Origin of the sequence: Pseudoalteromonas sp. P80D2 (genome assembly GCF_036680945.1) — a bacterium.
Lineage (GTDB): Bacteria > Pseudomonadota > Gammaproteobacteria > Enterobacterales > Alteromonadaceae > Pseudoalteromonas > Pseudoalteromonas shioyasakiensis.
In genome coordinates, this window is record NZ_JAZDAR010000034.1 from 112,610 (window position 1) to 130,017 (window position 17,408).

15 protein-coding genes are annotated in these 17,408 nt (G+C 41.7%); 8 read left to right on the plus strand and 7 right to left on the minus strand.

The window, feature by feature from the left end; all coding sequences use genetic code 11:
* Positions 1-27: 27 nt before the first annotated feature.
* Both VRK28_RS09460 and VRK28_RS09465 read right to left on the minus strand, forming a co-directional pair.
* Positions 28-408: a DUF3192 domain-containing protein gene (locus VRK28_RS09460; RefSeq protein WP_054562759.1), complete on the minus strand. Its 381-nt coding sequence runs from the start codon at positions 406-408 to the stop codon at positions 28-30.
* 163 nt (positions 409-571) lie between these two features.
* Positions 572-1,516 (minus strand): D-2-hydroxyacid dehydrogenase, encoded by a 945-nt coding sequence (locus VRK28_RS09465; RefSeq protein ID WP_332393824.1) that lies wholly within the window; start codon positions 1,514-1,516, stop codon positions 572-574.
* Between the two features lie 94 nt (positions 1,517-1,610).
* Here VRK28_RS09465 and zntR point away from each other — a divergent pair, with 94 nt between their 5' ends.
* The 4 genes from zntR to VRK28_RS09485 all read left to right on the plus strand — a co-directional run bounded on the left by zntR (position 1,611) and on the right by VRK28_RS09485 (position 4,919).
* Positions 1,611-2,024, plus strand: a complete 414-nt coding sequence (gene zntR, locus VRK28_RS09470; RefSeq protein ID WP_082401639.1) for a Zn(2+)-responsive transcriptional regulator — start codon at positions 1,611-1,613, stop codon at positions 2,022-2,024.
* Positions 2,008-3,288: an SO_0444 family Cu/Zn efflux transporter gene (locus VRK28_RS09475; RefSeq protein ID WP_332393826.1), complete on the plus strand. Its 1,281-nt coding sequence runs from the start codon at positions 2,008-2,010 to the stop codon at positions 3,286-3,288. The genes zntR and VRK28_RS09475 overlap by 17 nt, the downstream gene beginning before the upstream one ends.
* A gap of 155 nt (positions 3,289-3,443) precedes the next feature.
* The gene (locus VRK28_RS09480) at positions 3,444-4,574 is read left to right on the plus strand and encodes a 1-acyl-sn-glycerol-3-phosphate acyltransferase (protein WP_332393827.1); all 1,131 of its coding nucleotides are present in this window, start codon (positions 3,444-3,446) and stop codon (positions 4,572-4,574) included.
* 99 nt (positions 4,575-4,673) lie between these two features.
* Positions 4,674-4,919 carry a DUF1289 domain-containing protein gene (locus tag VRK28_RS09485; protein ID WP_055021180.1) on the plus strand — a complete coding sequence of 82 codons (246 nt, stop codon included), beginning with the start codon at positions 4,674-4,676 and terminating at the stop codon, positions 4,917-4,919.
* Here the strand turns inward: VRK28_RS09485 and VRK28_RS09490 are convergent.
* Positions 4,916-5,617, minus strand: a complete 702-nt coding sequence (locus tag VRK28_RS09490) for a hypothetical protein (RefSeq protein ID WP_332393828.1) — start codon at positions 5,615-5,617, stop codon at positions 4,916-4,918. The genes VRK28_RS09485 and VRK28_RS09490 overlap by 4 nt on opposite strands.
* Positions 5,618-5,770: 153 nt before the next feature.
* On the opposite strand from VRK28_RS09490, the gene VRK28_RS09495 reads away from it, so the two are divergent.
* The 3 genes from VRK28_RS09495 to VRK28_RS09505 are packed head-to-tail and all read left to right on the plus strand — an operon-like array spanning position 5,771 to position 10,920.
* Entirely contained in the window at positions 5,771-5,971 is a 201-nt protein-coding gene (locus VRK28_RS09495; RefSeq protein WP_332393829.1) for a DUF3283 family protein, read from the plus strand.
* A gap of 2 nt (positions 5,972-5,973) precedes the next feature.
* Complete coding sequence (locus tag VRK28_RS09500) at positions 5,974-6,399, plus strand: GNAT family N-acetyltransferase (protein ID WP_332393830.1); 426 nt, start codon at positions 5,974-5,976, stop codon at positions 6,397-6,399.
* Positions 6,400-6,414: 15 nt separating this feature from the next.
* Complete coding sequence (locus VRK28_RS09505; protein ID WP_332393831.1) at positions 6,415-10,920, plus strand: EAL domain-containing protein; 4,506 nt, start codon at positions 6,415-6,417, stop codon at positions 10,918-10,920.
* Positions 10,921-10,942: 22 nt separating this feature from the next.
* On the opposite strand, the gene VRK28_RS09510 is transcribed toward VRK28_RS09505, so the two are convergent.
* Both VRK28_RS09510 and VRK28_RS09515 read right to left on the minus strand, forming a co-directional pair.
* Positions 10,943-11,896 (minus strand): ion transporter, encoded by a 954-nt coding sequence (locus VRK28_RS09510; RefSeq protein ID WP_062566139.1) that lies wholly within the window; start codon positions 11,894-11,896, stop codon positions 10,943-10,945.
* Between the two features lie 9 nt (positions 11,897-11,905).
* Entirely contained in the window at positions 11,906-14,575 is a 2,670-nt protein-coding gene (locus VRK28_RS09515; protein WP_062566190.1) for a bifunctional acetate--CoA ligase family protein/GNAT family N-acetyltransferase, read from the minus strand.
* Positions 14,576-14,744: 169 nt separating this feature from the next.
* On the opposite strand from VRK28_RS09515, the gene VRK28_RS09520 reads away from it, so the two are divergent.
* A complete protein-coding gene (locus tag VRK28_RS09520) occupies positions 14,745-15,461 on the plus strand; it encodes an SIMPL domain-containing protein (RefSeq protein WP_054562750.1) in 717 nt (238 codons plus the stop codon).
* On the opposite strand, the gene VRK28_RS09525 is transcribed toward VRK28_RS09520, so the two are convergent.
* Positions 15,450-16,706, minus strand: a complete 1,257-nt coding sequence (locus VRK28_RS09525) for a lipopolysaccharide biosynthesis protein (RefSeq protein WP_332393832.1) — start codon at positions 16,704-16,706, stop codon at positions 15,450-15,452. The genes VRK28_RS09520 and VRK28_RS09525 overlap by 12 nt on opposite strands.
* A 4-nt stretch (positions 16,707-16,710) precedes the next feature.
* Positions 16,711-17,394, minus strand: a complete 684-nt coding sequence (locus VRK28_RS09530; protein WP_062566136.1) for a hypothetical protein — start codon at positions 17,392-17,394, stop codon at positions 16,711-16,713.
* Positions 17,395-17,408 lie beyond the last annotated feature (14 nt).

Here is a 17,408-nt window from a genome sequence, read left to right on the forward strand (position 1 = left end):
GCCTACTCACCCGTTTCAAACTATTTATTAACCATTGCTAAGTGATTTATAAATCGTATCACCCACGCCAATTAACTTATCATTTTTAAATACGAGTGGCGTACACTCATCTTTAGTCATCTTGCCATCAGAGTGAATGCTATGCGTTGCATAGAATAATACTTGATAAACATCATCGCCTTGCTTTAATAGCTCGGTAAAGTTAGGTGTATTTAGTTTATTTAATACAGTTTGGTAGCTCGTATCTAATGCAAGATTAGAAATCACTTCACGGTTATTTTTATGCTGTTTTTGCCAGCTAGAAGAGTTACCAGCCCAATGTGTGTCGGCTTCACCGTCAGAAACAGCAATGACACAACCAGTTAAAAATGGAGCAGTTAGCGCGGCAATAAGAAGTGCTTTTTTCATGTTATTTTATCCCGAAGAAATTGTTTTATAGTTATCCACTTGATAGCAAACTGCTTGCCAAACTTACAAATCACAAATGAATCAATTGGTTAGGTTATTTTTAGTCAATGGGCTAAGTAATAAATTACTAACTACTTAGCTCTATTGACTAATAAATTGCGATTTAGACCAACCTGTTACGTGTTTCGCCTTGATTAAATGCTTGGATATTTAACGCAATTTCGTTAACTAAGCGCACAATAGATTCTTGGCTCGCCCATGCAATGTGTGGGGTAAGTAATAAGTTTGCACCTTTGTATAGTGCCAGCGGGTTTTCTTGCTCTGCGGGTTCTTTACTGAGTACATCAACACCAGCTCCGGCTATGACATTATTAGCTAATGCGTCAGCTAAATCGGCTTCATTGATGATCCCACCACGAGCAGTATTAATGATGATAGCTGACGGTTTCATCATGCTTAATTCTGCCGCAGCGATTTGGTTGCGTGTTTCATCAGTTAGCGGGCAGTGAACACTAATAATATCGGCCGTGGTTAGGGCATAATTGAAACTAACACGACCTTCACGAGGCGTTTGGCCTTTTCGTTCACTAATGATGACATCGGCACCAAAGGCGCGTGCTACATCGGCAACGGCTTTACCCAGTGAGCCATAGCCAACAATAGCCAGTGTTTTGCCGGCAATTTCATTAAAGCTGTAATCTAAACGGCAAAAGATCGGGCTTTGCTGCCATAAGCCTTGCTGGCAATCATTAATGTATCTGTGAGTATTGCCAAGTAAATTAGTGATGAGAGTAAAGGTATGCTGCACCACACTCGGTGTTGAATAGCCCGCGACATTGGTCACTGCGATGTTATGCTCTTTGGCTGCACCTAAATCAATGTTGTTAGTCCCTGTCGCTGCAACACATATTAATTTTAAATTAGTTAATTTGCTCATGGCGTTCTGATCAATCACCACTTTATTACTGATAACGATATCGGCATCTTGGCAGCGCTCAACAACCTGTTCTTGAGCGGTTAAATCGTAACAGGTTAACTTACCTAATTGCGCTAAGGCATCTAACGAAGTGTTGGCTAATGTCGCTGCATCAAGGACAGTAATATTCATGTGCTTTCCTTTTTTAATTTATTGCTTGACCTTGGGGTGTACTCCAAGGTTTATAGTGAGCATAATAAATAAACGCTTCACAATGGAGACGGTGATGAAAATAGGTGAGTTTGCCCGTCAGTTGGGTGTCTCAACAGATACGCTACGGTACTACGAAAAGCATGGTTTGTTAACGCCTAGTTCGCGTTCAGACGTGGGATATCGTTTTTATTCTGAGAATGACTATAAACAAATGGCGTTTATTCTCAGAGCAAAGAATGTTGGCTTTAGTCTGGCTGAGATCAAAGAACTACTGCAAATTAAGTTTCATAAAGATCAGCATTCTTGCCATGAAGTTAAAGAGATGACGATACAAAAACGTGATCTCGTTGCACAGCGAATTGCAGAGCTTACTCGCTTTTATGACTCACTTTCATTATTGGCAGATAAATGTTGTGGCGGAGAAGAGCCTGCTGAAAACTGCTCAATACTAACAACGCTGGAGGATATCGATGGACTTACTCAATAATTTTTGGCATCTGTTTTTACTTTCAGCACCTTGGTTAATGCTGGGCTTATTCATAGCAGGTCTTCTCAATGTGTATTTGCCTGCTAACTTTCTTAACCGGCATTTAGGCAAAGAAGGGTTATGGACCACAGTTAAAGCAGCCTTTATTGGTGCTCCAATGCCATTGTGTTCATGTGGTGTGATCCCTGCGGCCATTGGTTTAAGAAGGGCAGGGGCGTCAAAAAGTGCTACCACAGCATTTTTAGTTTCAACCCCTGAAACTGGGGTCGATTCGGTTTCGGTATCTTATGTGTTGCTTGGCCCATTTATGGCGGTGATACGTCCTATTGCCGCCGTGTGCAGTGCCATTATGGCCGGTGTCTTAGTGGGGAAAGACAGTGAACTTCATCAGCATCAAAATACAGCATCAGATGAAAAAGACTCAGAATCAACATCTTGTTGTAGCAGTAAACAGCCTGAGCCTGTGACTACAGCGAGTTGTTGTAGCAAAGAGGCATCTACTAAGCCCGCACAAAGTTGTTGTAGTAAGCAATCACCTCAAGAACTTGAGCCTGCTAAAACAACAAGTTGTTGTAGTAGCAAGGAATCGCAACCAACACAGGAGCCGCAACACAGTTGCGCAACTGAAAAAGCAGCACCTTCGCAGAAAAGCTGTTGTAGCACTGAGCAGTCAACTAAAGCCGTTGAAAGTCGTTTTAGCAAACTGAAACGTGCAGTGAGCTTTAGTTGTAACAAGCTGCTTGAAGACACCATGATTTGGCTAATGATCGGTTTATTTTTTGCTGCTTTAGTACAAACTTATGTACCAGAATCTTATTTAAGCCAATGGGGTAATGGCATTCTTGCGATGCTGGTGGTTATTTTAATCAGTATTCCAATGTATATCTGTGCCACAGCATCGACACCTATAGCGGCAGGCTTATTACTCAGTGGTGTCTCTCCGGGGGCGGTGCTAGTGTTTATGTTGGCAGGGCCGGCAACTAATATTGCAACGCTTGGTGTGGTTGGAAAAGAGCTTGGCAAGCGTGCGGTATTTGCCTACTTAATAGGAGTGATTGGCACGGCGCTGGCATTTGGCTTTTTAACCGATTATTTAGTGGCGCAATATGGTTTTGTGGTGGCGCCGATGATGGGCGAAGAGCACGAAGTTTTACCTCATTGGTTAAGCCTTGGGGCAGGTATTGTGTTGGCAATTTTAATGCTTAGATTACTGCTAAAAATGGTATTAAAAAAGACGTCGCAAACTGGTAAGAGCATTGCTTAATTATTTGTTATAGATATATATTTTCTACATTAATTGGCATTTAATTTGGTTAACTATCGCGTCTCGGTTCGCATTTAAAATTGCCTGAGTTATAATCCGCCAATTATTTTTAACGGCACGCTCTGCGTGCCGTTTTTTAACTTAAGTAGTTTTTAATGAGTGAGAGTGTGGATAAATACGCCGACATAAGACCTTACAATGATGATGAAGTAGCTGATTCAGTAGCGCGTTTGATTGCTGATAATGCCTTTGTAGATGTAATCGCTAAGTATAACCTACCGCGCTTTTTATCGAACTTCCCATTTATTACTCGCCCATTAGTGCGCAGTCAGCTGCGTAAAAAGTGGGGCAACACCGCATCGGTTGAGCAAGTTCAGCATGAAGTGGCTGATTATTTAAATAAACTAATCACCCGTACGACTTCAGAAGTAACGTTTTCGGGCATCGATAAACTAGACCCAAAACAAGCTTACTTATTTATCTCTAATCACCGTGATATCGTGCTTGATCCTGCGTTGGTGAATTGGGGCTTGTTCAAGCACAACATGCCGACAGTTCGCATCGCAATTGGTGATAACTTACTGCAAATTCCTTATATCACTGAGTTAATGCGTTTAAACAAAAGCTTTATTGTAAAGCGCTCAGCGAAAGCTCCGAAAGAGATGTTAAAAGCGCTGTCGCAGCTGTCTGCTTATATCTATGATTCACTCGCTGAAGGCCACTCAATTTGGATAGCGCAAAAAGAAGGCCGGGCAAAAGACGGATTTGATCAAACAGATCCAGCCTTACTTAAAATGTTGCAGTTACAAGGTCGTAAGCAGAAAAAAGAGTTTGCTGAATACGTACGCGAATTAAAAATTGTGCCAGTGTCTATCTCTTATCAATACGAGCCATGCGCGATTGCTAAAGCGAAAGAGCTTTATCACAAACAGCAACATGGTCAGTATGTGAAACAGCAAGGTGAAGATATTGCTAGTATTGTTGAAGGTTTTAGTACAGCTAAAGGGCATGTACATTTAGCGTTCGGCGAGCCAATTGAATCAGGCTGCGAATCGCCTGAAGAGCTGGCAAAAACTATTGATCAGCAAATTGTTGATTCGTTTTTCTTACACCCTGGTAACTACATAGCGGGTGGTTGTACGCAAGCTGTGATTGACGAAAAAGATGCTGCTGCATTTAACGAGCGACTAGCAAAAGTGCCAGAGGAGCTAAAACCTTTGGTATTAGCTATGTATGCTAAGCCTTTTCACCGTAAAGCAGAACTTGCCACAAGCGAAGTTGAGTAAGCGAAACAGATAGTTTAAGAAGCCACTTTTTAAAGTGGCTTTTTTTATGGTTAATTTTCAGGCTATACTTTTAATATTCTTTATTAACCGGCATTTGTGATGCAACAAATTGAAATATTTGAAATTCCAAGCCCTTGCAAAGGAATATGCCAAGTTAATAACCGAGGCTATTGTAAAGGTTGCTACCGTAGTCGCGATGAGCGCTTTTATTGGAATAAGTTTACCAATGCAGAAAAACGTAAAGTCATTAGCTTATGCCAACAGCGCTATAAACGTTTCCTTCAGAAAAAACAGCAGGCAGAGCAGCAACAAACAAATCCTGAGCAAGGCGGTTTTGATTTTTAAAATTTACTGAGGTTGTATTTCGATTTTAAAAATTGCACCGTGCCGTTTTCATCAAGCTTTTTAAGTACTTTAGTCAGTTGCGGTATTATTGCCGCATGACGCTTATGAACAAAATGAAAGCTCTGCATCGGCATTAAAACCTGTTTATGAAAGGCTGTTTGATCAAACCCAGGGTGCTTAGTCGACAGTAAAAACTCTAGTAATATTGTTCCTTCAACACGTTTTTGCGTGAGTAAGTTAAGCTGCGCAGTGACATTTCTGACCTTGATCACATCACCATCAAAAGGATTACTTTCGATATAACTCTGGGCTGCCGGGTAGCTTGACTGAATTGCTAACGATTTAAGATCTTCATATTGGCATTGTCGGCAGTTTTTCAGTAGCACTAGATTAAAATCAAAAAGCGGATAGTCTACTTTCAATAAATTAGGGTAATCATCTTTAACATTGGCAATGCGGCCTAGTTGCCCATCGAGTACTCCTTGATTCGCGGCAACCAAGGCATTTTGATGATTAAAGTCGATAATATGGATCTCATAGCCAATTTCTTTGTATGCCATTTTCATTAAATCAATAACATAGCGAGCTTGTGGTGTATCGGCGGGGCGATTAAAGATCAGTAAATTGGTGCTGGCACTACTTGAGAAGCAAAAAAACAGCAAAAATAAGGCAAATCTGTGACTCAGATACTTCGACAACGTGCGTTCCTTGCGTACATAAATTGCTCGTTAATTTACTGATATGTGTTTCCAAAATCAAGCTTATCCGTAGGCTTTTTAAGCTAATAAAAGGGATTAAAGCCTGTTAATTTTGTTATACTTGTGAAATCAAAAATTTATTGCTGAGAAAGTATGAGTTTCAATCTATGTAAATTGCCACGAGAGCAAAAATATCAAATTCAATTGGATTACGAAGCGTCTTTTTGGGCTTATCAAATAAAGCGTGGTAAGAACACCCGCGAAGGTGTTTACAATGCAATAAATAATCGGCCTATGTCTGAGCAAGCTTTTCTTAAGCAGCAATTTGAGCATTACCTTTCGCTAATGAGCTAACCATGGCTGCGTTTAGATTTTGTTTACTTGAGCCAATTAAAACGCCGTTAGTAAACAAATTTTATGATAAACACAAGGCTCGCGGCCGAGCGAGCAAAGCAGACCAAGTATGGGTTGCTTACAAAGAAACAGAAATAATTGCCGCTTGCCGAGTTCAAAACCAAGCTGGGCTGTTATTTTTGTCTACCCTTTATGTTGATGAAGTATGGCGGGGTCAAAAAATAGCCTCACAATTACTTACGGCTGTCACCGCTGCACAAAAAGGGACTGTTTTTACCTTCGTGTACCAAAATCTGATTGATTTTTATCTACAAAATGGGTTTAACTATGCATTAACATTACCCAATTCTTTGCAATCGTTGTTTGAGGTATATGCGCATCGAAACGTAGTTGCGATGCACTTTACGCGTGACACAGTGCCAAGTTAGCAATTTGGAACGTCAATGACTAAGTTCTTCTCCAGTATAGCGTTATTTTTTATTTTGACCTGTGGCTTGTTTAGCCATCCCGCTATCTCGCAGGTAAAACGTTTATCAACCAGTGAAGGCTTATCGCAAAGTTATGTAAACACCATGCTTATCGATAACAGTGGCTACTTGTGGTTATCGACTGAAGGTGGCCTCAATCGCTACGATGGTTATCAGGTGGTTCACATCAAAGGCCCTAATGGTGAGCTTGAAGATGCCATCATTGACCGTATTTACCAAGACCCTCAAGGCTATATCTGGATAGCTTCACTACAAGCGGGTTTATTCCGCTATGATCCCACTTCCGATACTTATCAGCAGTTTATTGCGAAACCAACAACTGAAGAGCAAATTTTTATTGAATCGGTGTTTAGCATGGTGGCTGTTGATGACAAAACACTTTGGCTAGGGCGAGGTTGGGATTTTGCCAAACTAGACTTAGAAACGAAAAAAATCACCTCTATCTTTGAAATACCTGAACGCGTAAAAAGCAGCGTTATTCGAGAGCTTTTCGCGTACCAAGGTTATATTTTTATGGGCACTAGTAATGGTGCTTATGTGTATGAGCTGGCATCAGGAAAAGTCCGTAAACTTGAGCATTTGCAAAATGAGCCAAGTCATATTTATCAAAATTATGTGAAATCGTTCGCTATTATCAATGAACAAACATTGCTAGTGGGGGCTGTTAGAGGCCTTTATCAGGTTGATATTAGCAATTTAAAAGCCATGTTCGAGACCCCAGACATCGCCTTTAAAAATAAAACGCTCATTAGTGAATTAAATATTTGGAAGATTATACCTGAGGCTAACTCTATTACGCTTGGCACTGATAAAGGGTTATTTGAATATAACCTTGAAACGGGTGAGTTAGCTAAGAATATGCGCCTAAAGGAAAGTGGTTACACACTAGCTGACACCAGCATTATTGATATTGTGAAAGACCGCTCTGGTGGAATGTGGCTGGCAACCAAAAATGATGGTGCATTCTATCAGTCATACGACAATTACAATTTTATCAATGTAACAGCCAACTCATTAACAGGCGAAGGGCTATCTCATCACTCAATTTGGAGTATTACTGAGTTTCAAAATCGTCTCTGGCTTGCCACCCATAATGGTTTAACAGCGGTTGATTTAGAAACCTACGAAAGTGAAGTGTTTTTAAAAGATTATCAGGTTGACCTTATAACCACTGAATTCAGTATTTACCAAATCATGCCCTACAAAGATAAGTTATGGCTGCATACTAATCGCGGTATTTTAAGCTTTGATCCGAAAACCGGGCAGGCCACCCCAGTCAAAGCCGCAAACCCCGAGAACCAAGTTTTAATTAATGATTGGGTGCATGGCATATTGTTGATGCCATCGGGGGATCTTTACTATGTTCACCCTGATTACGGCATGTTTGTTTATAATATCGATAGCCAAAAAGTGACCCGCCTAGGCGGCAAGTTTGATGAGTTTGAGCCGTTTTTAGCCTACGGATTTTTACCTGCGTTGTCGTCAAACCCAAAAGCGCCGTTATTTTATAATGCAGGTATTCTGTATCAAGTTGACCCTGATACATACGAGCTCTCGACGATATATAAAGTACCAGAACAGCATGAAAATGTTGCTGTGAATGTGATGTCTTACATCATAGATAACAACAATGTGTTGTGGTTATCGCTTTCAAACTTTGGCTTAATCGGCTTAGACGCCAGCACCTACGAACATATTTATACCATCGACCTTGAAAAGAATAAGTTAGGTACTTTGTTATACGACATGGTGCTTGATGAAGCCGGCATGATCTGGATGAGTAGCCACAAAGGACTTTGGCGACTGAACCCAGATAATTTACATTTTCAGCAATTTACTGGCTCAGAAGGGTTATTCTCAACCGAGTTTAATAGTGGTGCATTTACTAAGCTTGAGTCAGGGCAAATTGTCTATGGTACGCTAAAAGGCTTTACCTATTTTTACCCTATGGATAACCACTATCAGCAAGCTTTAATTGATCACGTAAATATTACCAACCTTGATTTGATGTCTCGTGATTTACCCGCTGAGCTAAAACAGCCAATCGACAGTGTTATCCTTGAGCATGATGATATAGGCCTCGAAGTTGCCTTTTCGGCGATGGCATTTAACTATCAAGAACGTATCATCTATGAATATCAGTTGGGTGATGGTCAAAAAACTTATACCCGTAATAACAACCGAGTGCTCTTCCCAAAACTCAGTGCAGGAAAATACCACCTTAAGGTATGGGCAAAAGATCCATTAACCGGAGAGTTAACGCCACCGGCAATTTTAAATATCGAAGTGAAATACCCCCCTTGGCGTGCGCCACACTTTATTGTTTTATATGTGATTTTGGTTGCACTGTTTGTTGCTGCTTGGGTATTTAGACGTAACCGTATGCAACAAATATTGTTAGCCGCCCATAAAGAAAGTAAAGAGAGTGAAGCACGATTGAAGCTTGCTCTTGAAGGCAGCCATTCTGGAGTGTGGGATTGGTCATCGCAAAGCCCGATTATTTATCAGCCGCGTCTTAAAAATGAGTTAGGTTATGAAACTGACAGCGTTAATTTAGATGATTATTTAGCAAAGATTCACCCTCATGATAAACAAACTTTCCGGTTAGAGTGGTTAGAGTTTTTATCTACACAAAAAGGCTATTTCAATTGCACCTACAGGCTGCGCCATGCTGATGGTAATTGGCGCTGGTATAAAGACTTTGGCAAAGTGGTTGAGTGGCAAGACAGCGCTCCTGAAAAAGTAGCGGGCACCTACACAAATATGACCCGTGAACTGGTATTTGAAGAAAATGCCCGCTTGTTTGGTGCAGCATTTGAACAAACTCGCGACTGGGTGTTTATCTTAGATAAAAATCTGCGTATTCGCGCTACCAATAAGTCATTCCAAGATGCCTTTGGTTTTCCAGCAGAGCCTCGCTCTAGTCGCTCGCTCACACTTGGTATGCCTATCTCTACCCGTATTCATTACTTACGCATTATGCAAAAGCTTGAGTCGGGTGAGCATTTCTCTGCAGAAGATGTGGTTGAAGTTGCTGGCGGTGAAAAGCGCCAAGTATTAATAAAAATAAGTGCGGTTGCAGGCAATAATCGCCAACTTGATAGCTATGTGATTATAGTTACTGATATTAGCGCGCAAAAGTTGGCTGAAAACGAGCTGCATCTACTGGCCAACTACGATGCTTTGACGGGACTGCCAAATAAAACCTTGTTCAACGACCGAGTCGTTCACGCTATTGAACAAGCTGATTACCATCAAACAAAAGTGGCGTTATTAAACGTTAATATTAAGCGCTTTAAGCACTTTAATGATTCGCTAGGTCGTGAAGAGTCAGATGAGTTAATTAAGCGAGTTGCTAAGCGTTTAAAGCAGGTGTTGCGCCCACAAGATAGCGTGGCACGTTTCGATGGTGACGAGTTTGTTATCCTTGCCGAAGATTTTAAACAGCTTGATGAGTTACTGCTGTTATGTGCAAAAGTGATGGATTGTGTCGATACTCATATTGAACTGAGCCAGCAAGCTGTAAAGGTGAACCTGAGTGTTGGTGTTGCTGTTTACCCTGATGATGCAAAGGACACCAAAGCTTTATTGAAAGCCTCCAATGTGGCACTGTACCACGCGAAAAGTCATGTTGAAGGCTGTTATCAGTTCTATAAGCAAGAAATGAATTTACAAGTGCAGCGTACTTTGCACCTTGAATCACAGTTAAGTAAAGCTTACCAAGAACATGAGTTTTGTAATTTTTATCAGCCAATTGTGAGCGCTGAGACTCGCCAAGTGGCGGGGCTTGAAGTGTTGTTACGTTGGCCGAGTAATGATGAATATAAACCAGAAGACTTTGCAAATGCTGCAGAAAGCTCCGGGCTAATTACCAAAATTATGCTACAGACTCTATCAAGAGCATTGATTGAGCTGCGCCAATGGCGTACCACGCATTCTGATTTATATATTTCGATTAATCTCTCAGCTCTTGATTTTGAAAGCGAAAATCTGGTTGAGAAAATACATCAATCAATAAGCGCAATTAAGGTTCCTGCGAGCGCATTAGTCTTTGAGATCACCGAATCAGTGATGATGCATGATTCAGATAAAGCGCAGCAAAGTATGGAAAAACTCAAAGCGCTAGGCTGTCGTATTTATATGGATGACTTTGGAACGGGTTATGCCTCACTGACCTACTTGAAACGTTTTCCGGTTGATGTGCTGAAAATAGACAAAAGCTTTGTTAATGACATTGGGGTCGATAAAGGTGATGAAGCGATTATCAACTCAACGCTTACCTTAGCAAAAAGTTTGGGTAAAGAGTGTGTAGCAGAAGGAGTTGAAAACCGCACTCAATTGCAGTTCTTACGCTCTTTAGGTTGTGAGTATTTCCAAGGTTACCTGTTTAGCAAACCTGTAGCGGGTGATGAAGTGAAAGCGCTTTTAGATACCCAATGGGATGATGAGTTTTCAGGGTAAAGCTAAAGCTTTACCCTTTTCGTTAATCTTGGCGTTTACCACAGTGGCGGCAATACAGATTGCGATTGCGGTTTTTAAGCTCGTTATGAATCGCTTTATTCGCCTCTTGCTGACTTAAACCCAGTTTATACCGTAAGTTTTCTAAGTGTTCCTCTTCAACAGGTGATAAGTGCCCATCTTCAACGGCTTCGTGGACTGCATCGGTAAACACTTGTCTGCGTTTACGTAACTGCTCAGAAAAGCTTGAGGCCAACAAACCGGTTGGAATAGCCACCATACCCATACTAACTAGTGTAATAGCACCACCAAATAAGCGACCAAGGGGAGTCACAGGCACGACATCGCCATAACCAACAGTTGTTAATGTCACCATTGCCCACCACATTGCAGCAGGGATAGAGCCAAATTTATCTGGCTGTACATCGTGTTCAATTAAGTAAATACCGCATGAAGCAATGATCAGCACTACGGCCATAATAAAAAATGCCGCAAGTAGTGAACTGCTTTCTTCTTTGAACGAGTTTAATAATAGCTGCATCGCCCTTGAATAGCGTGTCAGCTTAAAGATACGCATTAACCTAAGCACTCGTAAGAAGCGTAAATCAACACTCACAAAGACCATCAGAATGGTAGGTAAAATCGCGATCAGATCAATCAGCGCCATGGGCGAAAAGAAATACTTAATGCGAATTTTTGAATTTGTTAACGGGCTTTCTTTATGCACGCTTTTATCAACACAGCACCAAAGCCTGAGCACATATTCTAAGGTAAAGATACCGACAGAAATCAGCTCAATCATTAAAAATTCGTGATGATATTGCTTTGCTAAAGGGCCAACCGACTCCAACACAATCGCCACCACATTAATCATGATCAACGACATTAAAAATACGTCGAGAGCGCGTCCTATACGTCGATATTTACCGTTACCTTCAAAAACTCGTGCAGTGTAATTTCTTAAACGATGCAAAATAATGATCCAGTTTTAGTTAAGTTTTAGCACCATATTAATGCTGCCTTCTTCAAAGTCGCGGGTGATCTTAAACCCGAGTTTTCGTGCCAGTTCAATCATGCCGGTGTTTTCTGGCAAGGTAATACCAGCAATTTGTTTTACGCCTTGGTTCTTACAATGCTCTATCGCCGCATTCATTAATATTGTGCCAAGTCCTAAACCTTGGCAATCAGAGCGCACCACAATTGCAAACTCAGCATCGAGCTTGTCTGGATCCATCAATACACGAGACACCCCTAATGTACAGGCTGAGCCATTTTGCTCTTGGCTAACAATAAACGCCATTTCTCGGTCATAATCAATTTGCGTCATTTTCGCAAGCTGATCATGGTTAAATTGCGGTAATTCACCGAAAAAACGCTTATATCTGTCTTCTTTACTCAATGATTGATCAAACTCTAAGTGAGCTTGCTCATCTTCCGGTTTAATTGGTCTTAGCTGTGCTTGGGTATTGTTTTTAAGTGTTACTTCTTTAACCAATTCAATCGGGTAGGGGCGAATACACAAGCGTTTACGGTTCGCTTTTGCTTTATAACGGCTAAGGCCGATAGTCGCATCAAGGACCAAAAACTGCCCATTGCTGGCTAAAATAGGGTTTAACTCAACACTGGTAATGTCAGGTTGGTCGATAACAAGCTGCGAGATGCGGGTGAGTAGGGCGCATAAACGGTATTTATCGACCTTTTCTGGTAGTACGCGGTCTTTAAGTACGCCTTTATCGTGCGCCGCAGCAATCAGGTATTTTGCCAAGTTCATATTCAGTGGCGGTAATGCCACTGCAGCTTGAGCGAATTCAAGTCCGGTGCCTGCTTCACCAAGCAAGATCACTGGGCCAAAGTTCGGCTCTGTTTTAATAGCGATTCGTAGCTCATTAGCACCTGCTCGCGGCGCCATCTTTTGCAATGAAAAGCCTTCAATATGGGCGTCAGGGTAGGTGTTTTTGATTCGTAGCAACATGGCAAAAGCTGTTTGCTCAACTTCTTGCGCATCATTTAAATTAAGGACCACACCACCGACTTCTGATTTAGAAGGAATACTTGGGCTAATTAGTTTTAACGCTACCGGAAAACCCAGCTCAATGGCTTGTTCTTTGGCTTCTGTTGGTGTGTAAGCAACCTCAGTTTGAATACAATCAATACCATAATGAGTGAGTATTTGGCTTGCTTCATGGGTTGATAAATAGCTTTGCTCTTCGGCTAAAAACTCATTTACGACATTGCGTGCTGCGTCTTTATTTATTTTTGCATCATCGGTGTTTGATTCTGGCGTTTGCGTTAAATGCTTTTGGTTACGGCGATAACTTACCAAGTGCATAAACGCACCAACCGCACCTTCAGGTGTACGGTAGGTCGGAATGGCATTATTAGCGCAGACCTTTCGCGCAGCATACGCGGCATCTTCACCCATAAAGTTTGTCATAACATAAGGGCGAGCCATCTTCGGGATTTTTTCTAAGGTTTCAACAATGATCTCAGCATAGTCTTCACTCGGTGCAAGCGCAGAAGGGGTATGAATGATCAGCAGGTTTTTGACTTCTTTGGCTTGCAGCAAAATTTCTAACGCTTGTTGGTAGCGTCTTGGCGCTGAGTCACCAAAAATATCCACCGGATTCGAGGTCATTTCTGATTGTGGGATCACTTTATTCAGCGCTGCTCTGGTCTCGTCGCTAAGCTCTGCCAGTTTCCCTGAGCTTTGCAAAAGCGTATCAACCGCCATTACACCTGGGCCGCCGCCATTGGTTAAAATAGTCAGCTGTTCGACTTTAAGTAGTTTGGGGTGCATTGCCAGTGTTTGTGTCGCAGCAAAAAGCTCCCGTAAGTCATTTACCCTTAGCATACCCGCTCGCTGGAATAGCGCATCATAGACCGCATCTGAGCTTTGTTTGCCACCAGTGTGTATTTCTGCAGCAAGGGCTCCGGCACTGGTTTTACCGGTTTTAATGGCAATGACGGGTTTACTAAACGCAGCGGCTCGCGCTGCAGAAATAAAGCTACGAATATCTTCTATATTATCGATATACAACAAAATAGCCTTGGTTTTTGCATCGCGGCCTAAAAAGTCGAGTAACTCATCAAAGTCGATATCAAGGCAATCACCCACAGACACAAAATATGAAAAACCAATCTCTTTATTTTTCGCCCAATCAAGAATGGTTGAGCAAACCGCCGCTGATTGCGATACAAAGGCGAGCTTTCCGGGGCTTGCAACTGTGTGCGAAAAACTAGCATTTAAGCCAATGTGAGGAATAAGCAAGCCCAAACAATTAGGCCCAAGTAAAGAGACATTTGCCTCAGCAGCAGCTTTTTTTAATGCGTGCTTTTGGTCGGCGTTTAAGCCCGCCGCAATCACCACTGCATGTTTACAGCCAAGCTCCCCAAGCTCGTTAATGATGTTGATTAAGGTGTTTTTATTAGTACAAATAACCGCAAGGTCAGGTACTTTTGGAAGTGCAGCAATGCTCGGATAGGCTAGTACGCCGTGTACAGCGCTGTGATTTAAACTAACAGGCATGATTGGGCCTTTAAAGCCCCCTTGTAAAAGGTTGCGCATAACCACAAACCCCGCTCGATTAGGAGAATTTGAGGCGCCAATGACCGCGACTGATTTAGGGTTAAAAAATTGGCTAATACGTTTAACGCTCATGCTGTTTCCTTCGCTTGCGCTGTTTGTTAAAACTTCAGGGTCTGTTAAGTTTAATACACCCAAACTAGAACCGACACGCTTCTAAAGTATTAAAAGTTATACTCATAAGATAACCTGTTTATAATTACTTTTCGAGTCAAAAACAGTGACCTACATCAAGGAGAAAAGCATGAATAAAGCGCAACCATTTAATATCGTTATTGCAGCGTGTGCATTGGCGGTTGGTTTGCTTGGATTAGGTTTTATTTTGAAAAGTGCAGCCCTTGATGTGAAAGGCATGGAGCGCACTGTTCACGTTAAAGGGTTAGCTGAAATGGAAGTGCCAGCAGACACTGTTATATGGCCGTTACAGTTTTCTGATGCCGATAACAACCTTGAAAAACTAGTTGGCCGGGTTGAAGAGAAAAGTGATGCAGTCGTCGCCTTTTTAAAGCTACATGGCTTTAGTGATGAAGAAATTAGTCTTGGTAGTCAGTCAATTATTGATAAACAAGCCCGCGAATATGGCGGCGAGAATCAGCAGTTTCGTTATATTGCCCGTAATAATGTCATTGTTTATTCAAATGACATCGAAAAAGTGCAACATGCGTTAGGCGCTGTAAGCCAGTTAGCCAAGCAAGGCATTGCGATAGTACAAGACAATTACGAAACGCGTATTCAATATTTATTTAATGGCTTAAATGAAATTAAGCCAAATATGATTCAAGAAGCAACCGAAAAAGCCCGTGAAGTGGCAATGAAATTTGCCAAAGATTCACAATCTAAATTAGGTAAAATTAAAACAGCGCGTCAGGGGCAGTTTTCAATTTCTGATAGAGATTCAAACACACCTCAGCTGAAAAAAGTGCGTGTTGTTACCAGTGTTGAATATTATCTATCTGACTAAACCCAATACCACAGATAAAGGCAGCCGCATGCGTATGCATACAATCACCATGCGGCAAAGCGCACCGAGCATAAAGCCACCACTAAATGCCACAGCCACCCCCAATAAGCCAAACTGATCTTTTAACAGTACTGCCATTAAAACCGTGACACTGGTTGCGCCTAGTAATACGTACAAGTTAATAAGCGGGTTGCCTTTTAACTTGATCATGCTACTGGCTAAGATTCTTGCTGGTAATAACAGCTGCCCGAGTAACAGCAGCATTAAAATCCAAAACCCTTCCTGCAATTGGCTTTCGCCATAGAGAGTGAGTAGTGGCTTTGCGAGCAGGGCAAGTAGCAAAATAGCGGCAAAGTTAAAACGCCATACCACTTTCATTAATTCGCTAAGTTGCTGCTCGGTCGTTTCATCTGCCATTAAAATGGGTTTTAAATATTGGTTGGCGGCATTGCCTAAAATAGTCAGTAAGCCAGCGATCACTACCGCAGGAAAGAAGATACTCACGCCTTGTGCACCAAACCAGTGATGCACCAGTAATACATCGAGTTTTGCTACCAACACGGTGCCTGCGCCACTGGCGAGCATGATCAAGGAGTCTTTACACCATTGCTTGGTTTGGTAGCGGGCAGTGCTTGCGACGATCATTTTTTTGATTAACCAATATTGATAAATGACTACGCACAAGATGCTACAAAACAACAAGATACAAATCTCGACTAACGATAAGTCGCCACGTATCAAGTACACGAAAAAGCAAAACCCAGCTGTTAGCAATTCAAAAATACACTGCTGCGTTATTAGGCCAATTTTTGGTTTATTCAAAGCCACTAAAAAGGCCGATTGGCTTTGCATAATGGCGCCAATCGGCACCAGTAATAGTAAATAGACCACATGCTCTTGAGCGCTTTGGTGCGGTGAAATAGCTTGAAAGCTAATTACCACAGCAGCGACAAAAATCACCCCGAATAAACACGATGCCGCTAAATAAACATGTTTTAAGCCACGTAGTAAATCATGTTGCTGAGCTTTGTAGAGCGGGTAGCTAATACGCATTAAAGATGATGCAAAACCCATACTCGCGGGTAATAACAGAATTTCACACAGTGCGAGTAACGCCGCGAAAGTACCAAACTCATCAGTACTTAATAACCTTGCAAGGCACAAGGTAAGCACAATACGGCTACCATGGTTAAGGGCGGTAAAACTACTGAGCGATAAAAACGCTTTAACAACATCCTTATTCATGAAGTTATTGATTGAGCGCGTTTAATAACTGCGCCGTTGGCACTTGCAAATAGGCCGCGCAAAGCAGCACTTTACTGTCGCTACTCTTTGGTTGATTGGCACCATAAAATTGCTTAAGGGTATTTACCAAGGCGCTGACTGCGCTTGGGCTGTGGCTTTGGTCGACTTCCATCATGGCTAATAATGCAGAGAACTCATGTTTGGCTAGCATTTGAGTCGTGCTGTTTAGCGCTATAAAGCAACCAATAGGAGTGAGCTGCTGCTTATTTAATGTTTTTAATGCTATGCCTAAGCTTTCATTGCTTTCAAATAACATTAACGAACGCAAGTAATTAAAGGGTAGGTTATCAGCCTGACACTGCGTAAATAAATGATGTAGTAAGGTATTGCCCTGATTGTCTGTTACACAAAAAGCATTTTGAAATTTAAGACCAGGCGTGAAAAAGCTCAGTTTATCGATATCATCAATTAAGGCTACAGCTTCACTTGGCAGCGGGCTTGCTTCGAGTAAATGCGCTGCCACATTTTGTAAAAACAAGTATTTAACTTCACTACTGCAAGCTAATTGATAGATATGTTGTAATTGTGCCGCTTGCAAAACTCCCGATAAATTTTGGTAATCGGCAATGAGTTCTTTTAACTGATGATGTTGAAGCCGGCTGTTCAATTGCTCAATCGCGCTTTGCATGGAGATACTCGTTT

Coding starts and splice junctions, on each gene's coding strand:
- VRK28_RS09460 (WP_054562759.1), bottom strand. CDS start 408: ATGAAAAAAGCACTTCTTATTGCCGCGCTAACTGCTCCATTTTTAACT.
- VRK28_RS09465 (WP_332393824.1), bottom strand. CDS start 1,516: ATGAATATTACTGTCCTTGATGCAGCGACATTAGCCAACACTTCGTTA.
- zntR (WP_082401639.1), top strand. CDS start 1,611: ATGAAAATAGGTGAGTTTGCCCGTCAGTTGGGTGTCTCAACAGATACG.
- VRK28_RS09475 (WP_332393826.1), top strand. CDS start 2,008: ATGGACTTACTCAATAATTTTTGGCATCTGTTTTTACTTTCAGCACCT.
- VRK28_RS09480 (WP_332393827.1), top strand. CDS start 3,444: ATGAGTGAGAGTGTGGATAAATACGCCGACATAAGACCTTACAATGAT.
- VRK28_RS09485 (WP_055021180.1), top strand. CDS start 4,674: ATGCAACAAATTGAAATATTTGAAATTCCAAGCCCTTGCAAAGGAATA.
- VRK28_RS09495 (WP_332393829.1), top strand. CDS start 5,771: ATGAGTTTCAATCTATGTAAATTGCCACGAGAGCAAAAATATCAAATT.
- VRK28_RS09500 (WP_332393830.1), top strand. CDS start 5,974: ATGGCTGCGTTTAGATTTTGTTTACTTGAGCCAATTAAAACGCCGTTA.
- VRK28_RS09505 (WP_332393831.1), top strand. CDS start 6,415: ATGACTAAGTTCTTCTCCAGTATAGCGTTATTTTTTATTTTGACCTGT.
- VRK28_RS09515 (WP_062566190.1), bottom strand. CDS start 14,575: ATGAGCGTTAAACGTATTAGCCAATTTTTTAACCCTAAATCAGTCGCG.
- VRK28_RS09520 (WP_054562750.1), top strand. CDS start 14,745: ATGAATAAAGCGCAACCATTTAATATCGTTATTGCAGCGTGTGCATTG.
- VRK28_RS09525 (WP_332393832.1), bottom strand. CDS start 16,706: ATGAATAAGGATGTTGTTAAAGCGTTTTTATCGCTCAGTAGTTTTACC.
- VRK28_RS09530 (WP_062566136.1), bottom strand. CDS start 17,394: ATGCAAAGCGCGATTGAGCAATTGAACAGCCGGCTTCAACATCATCAG.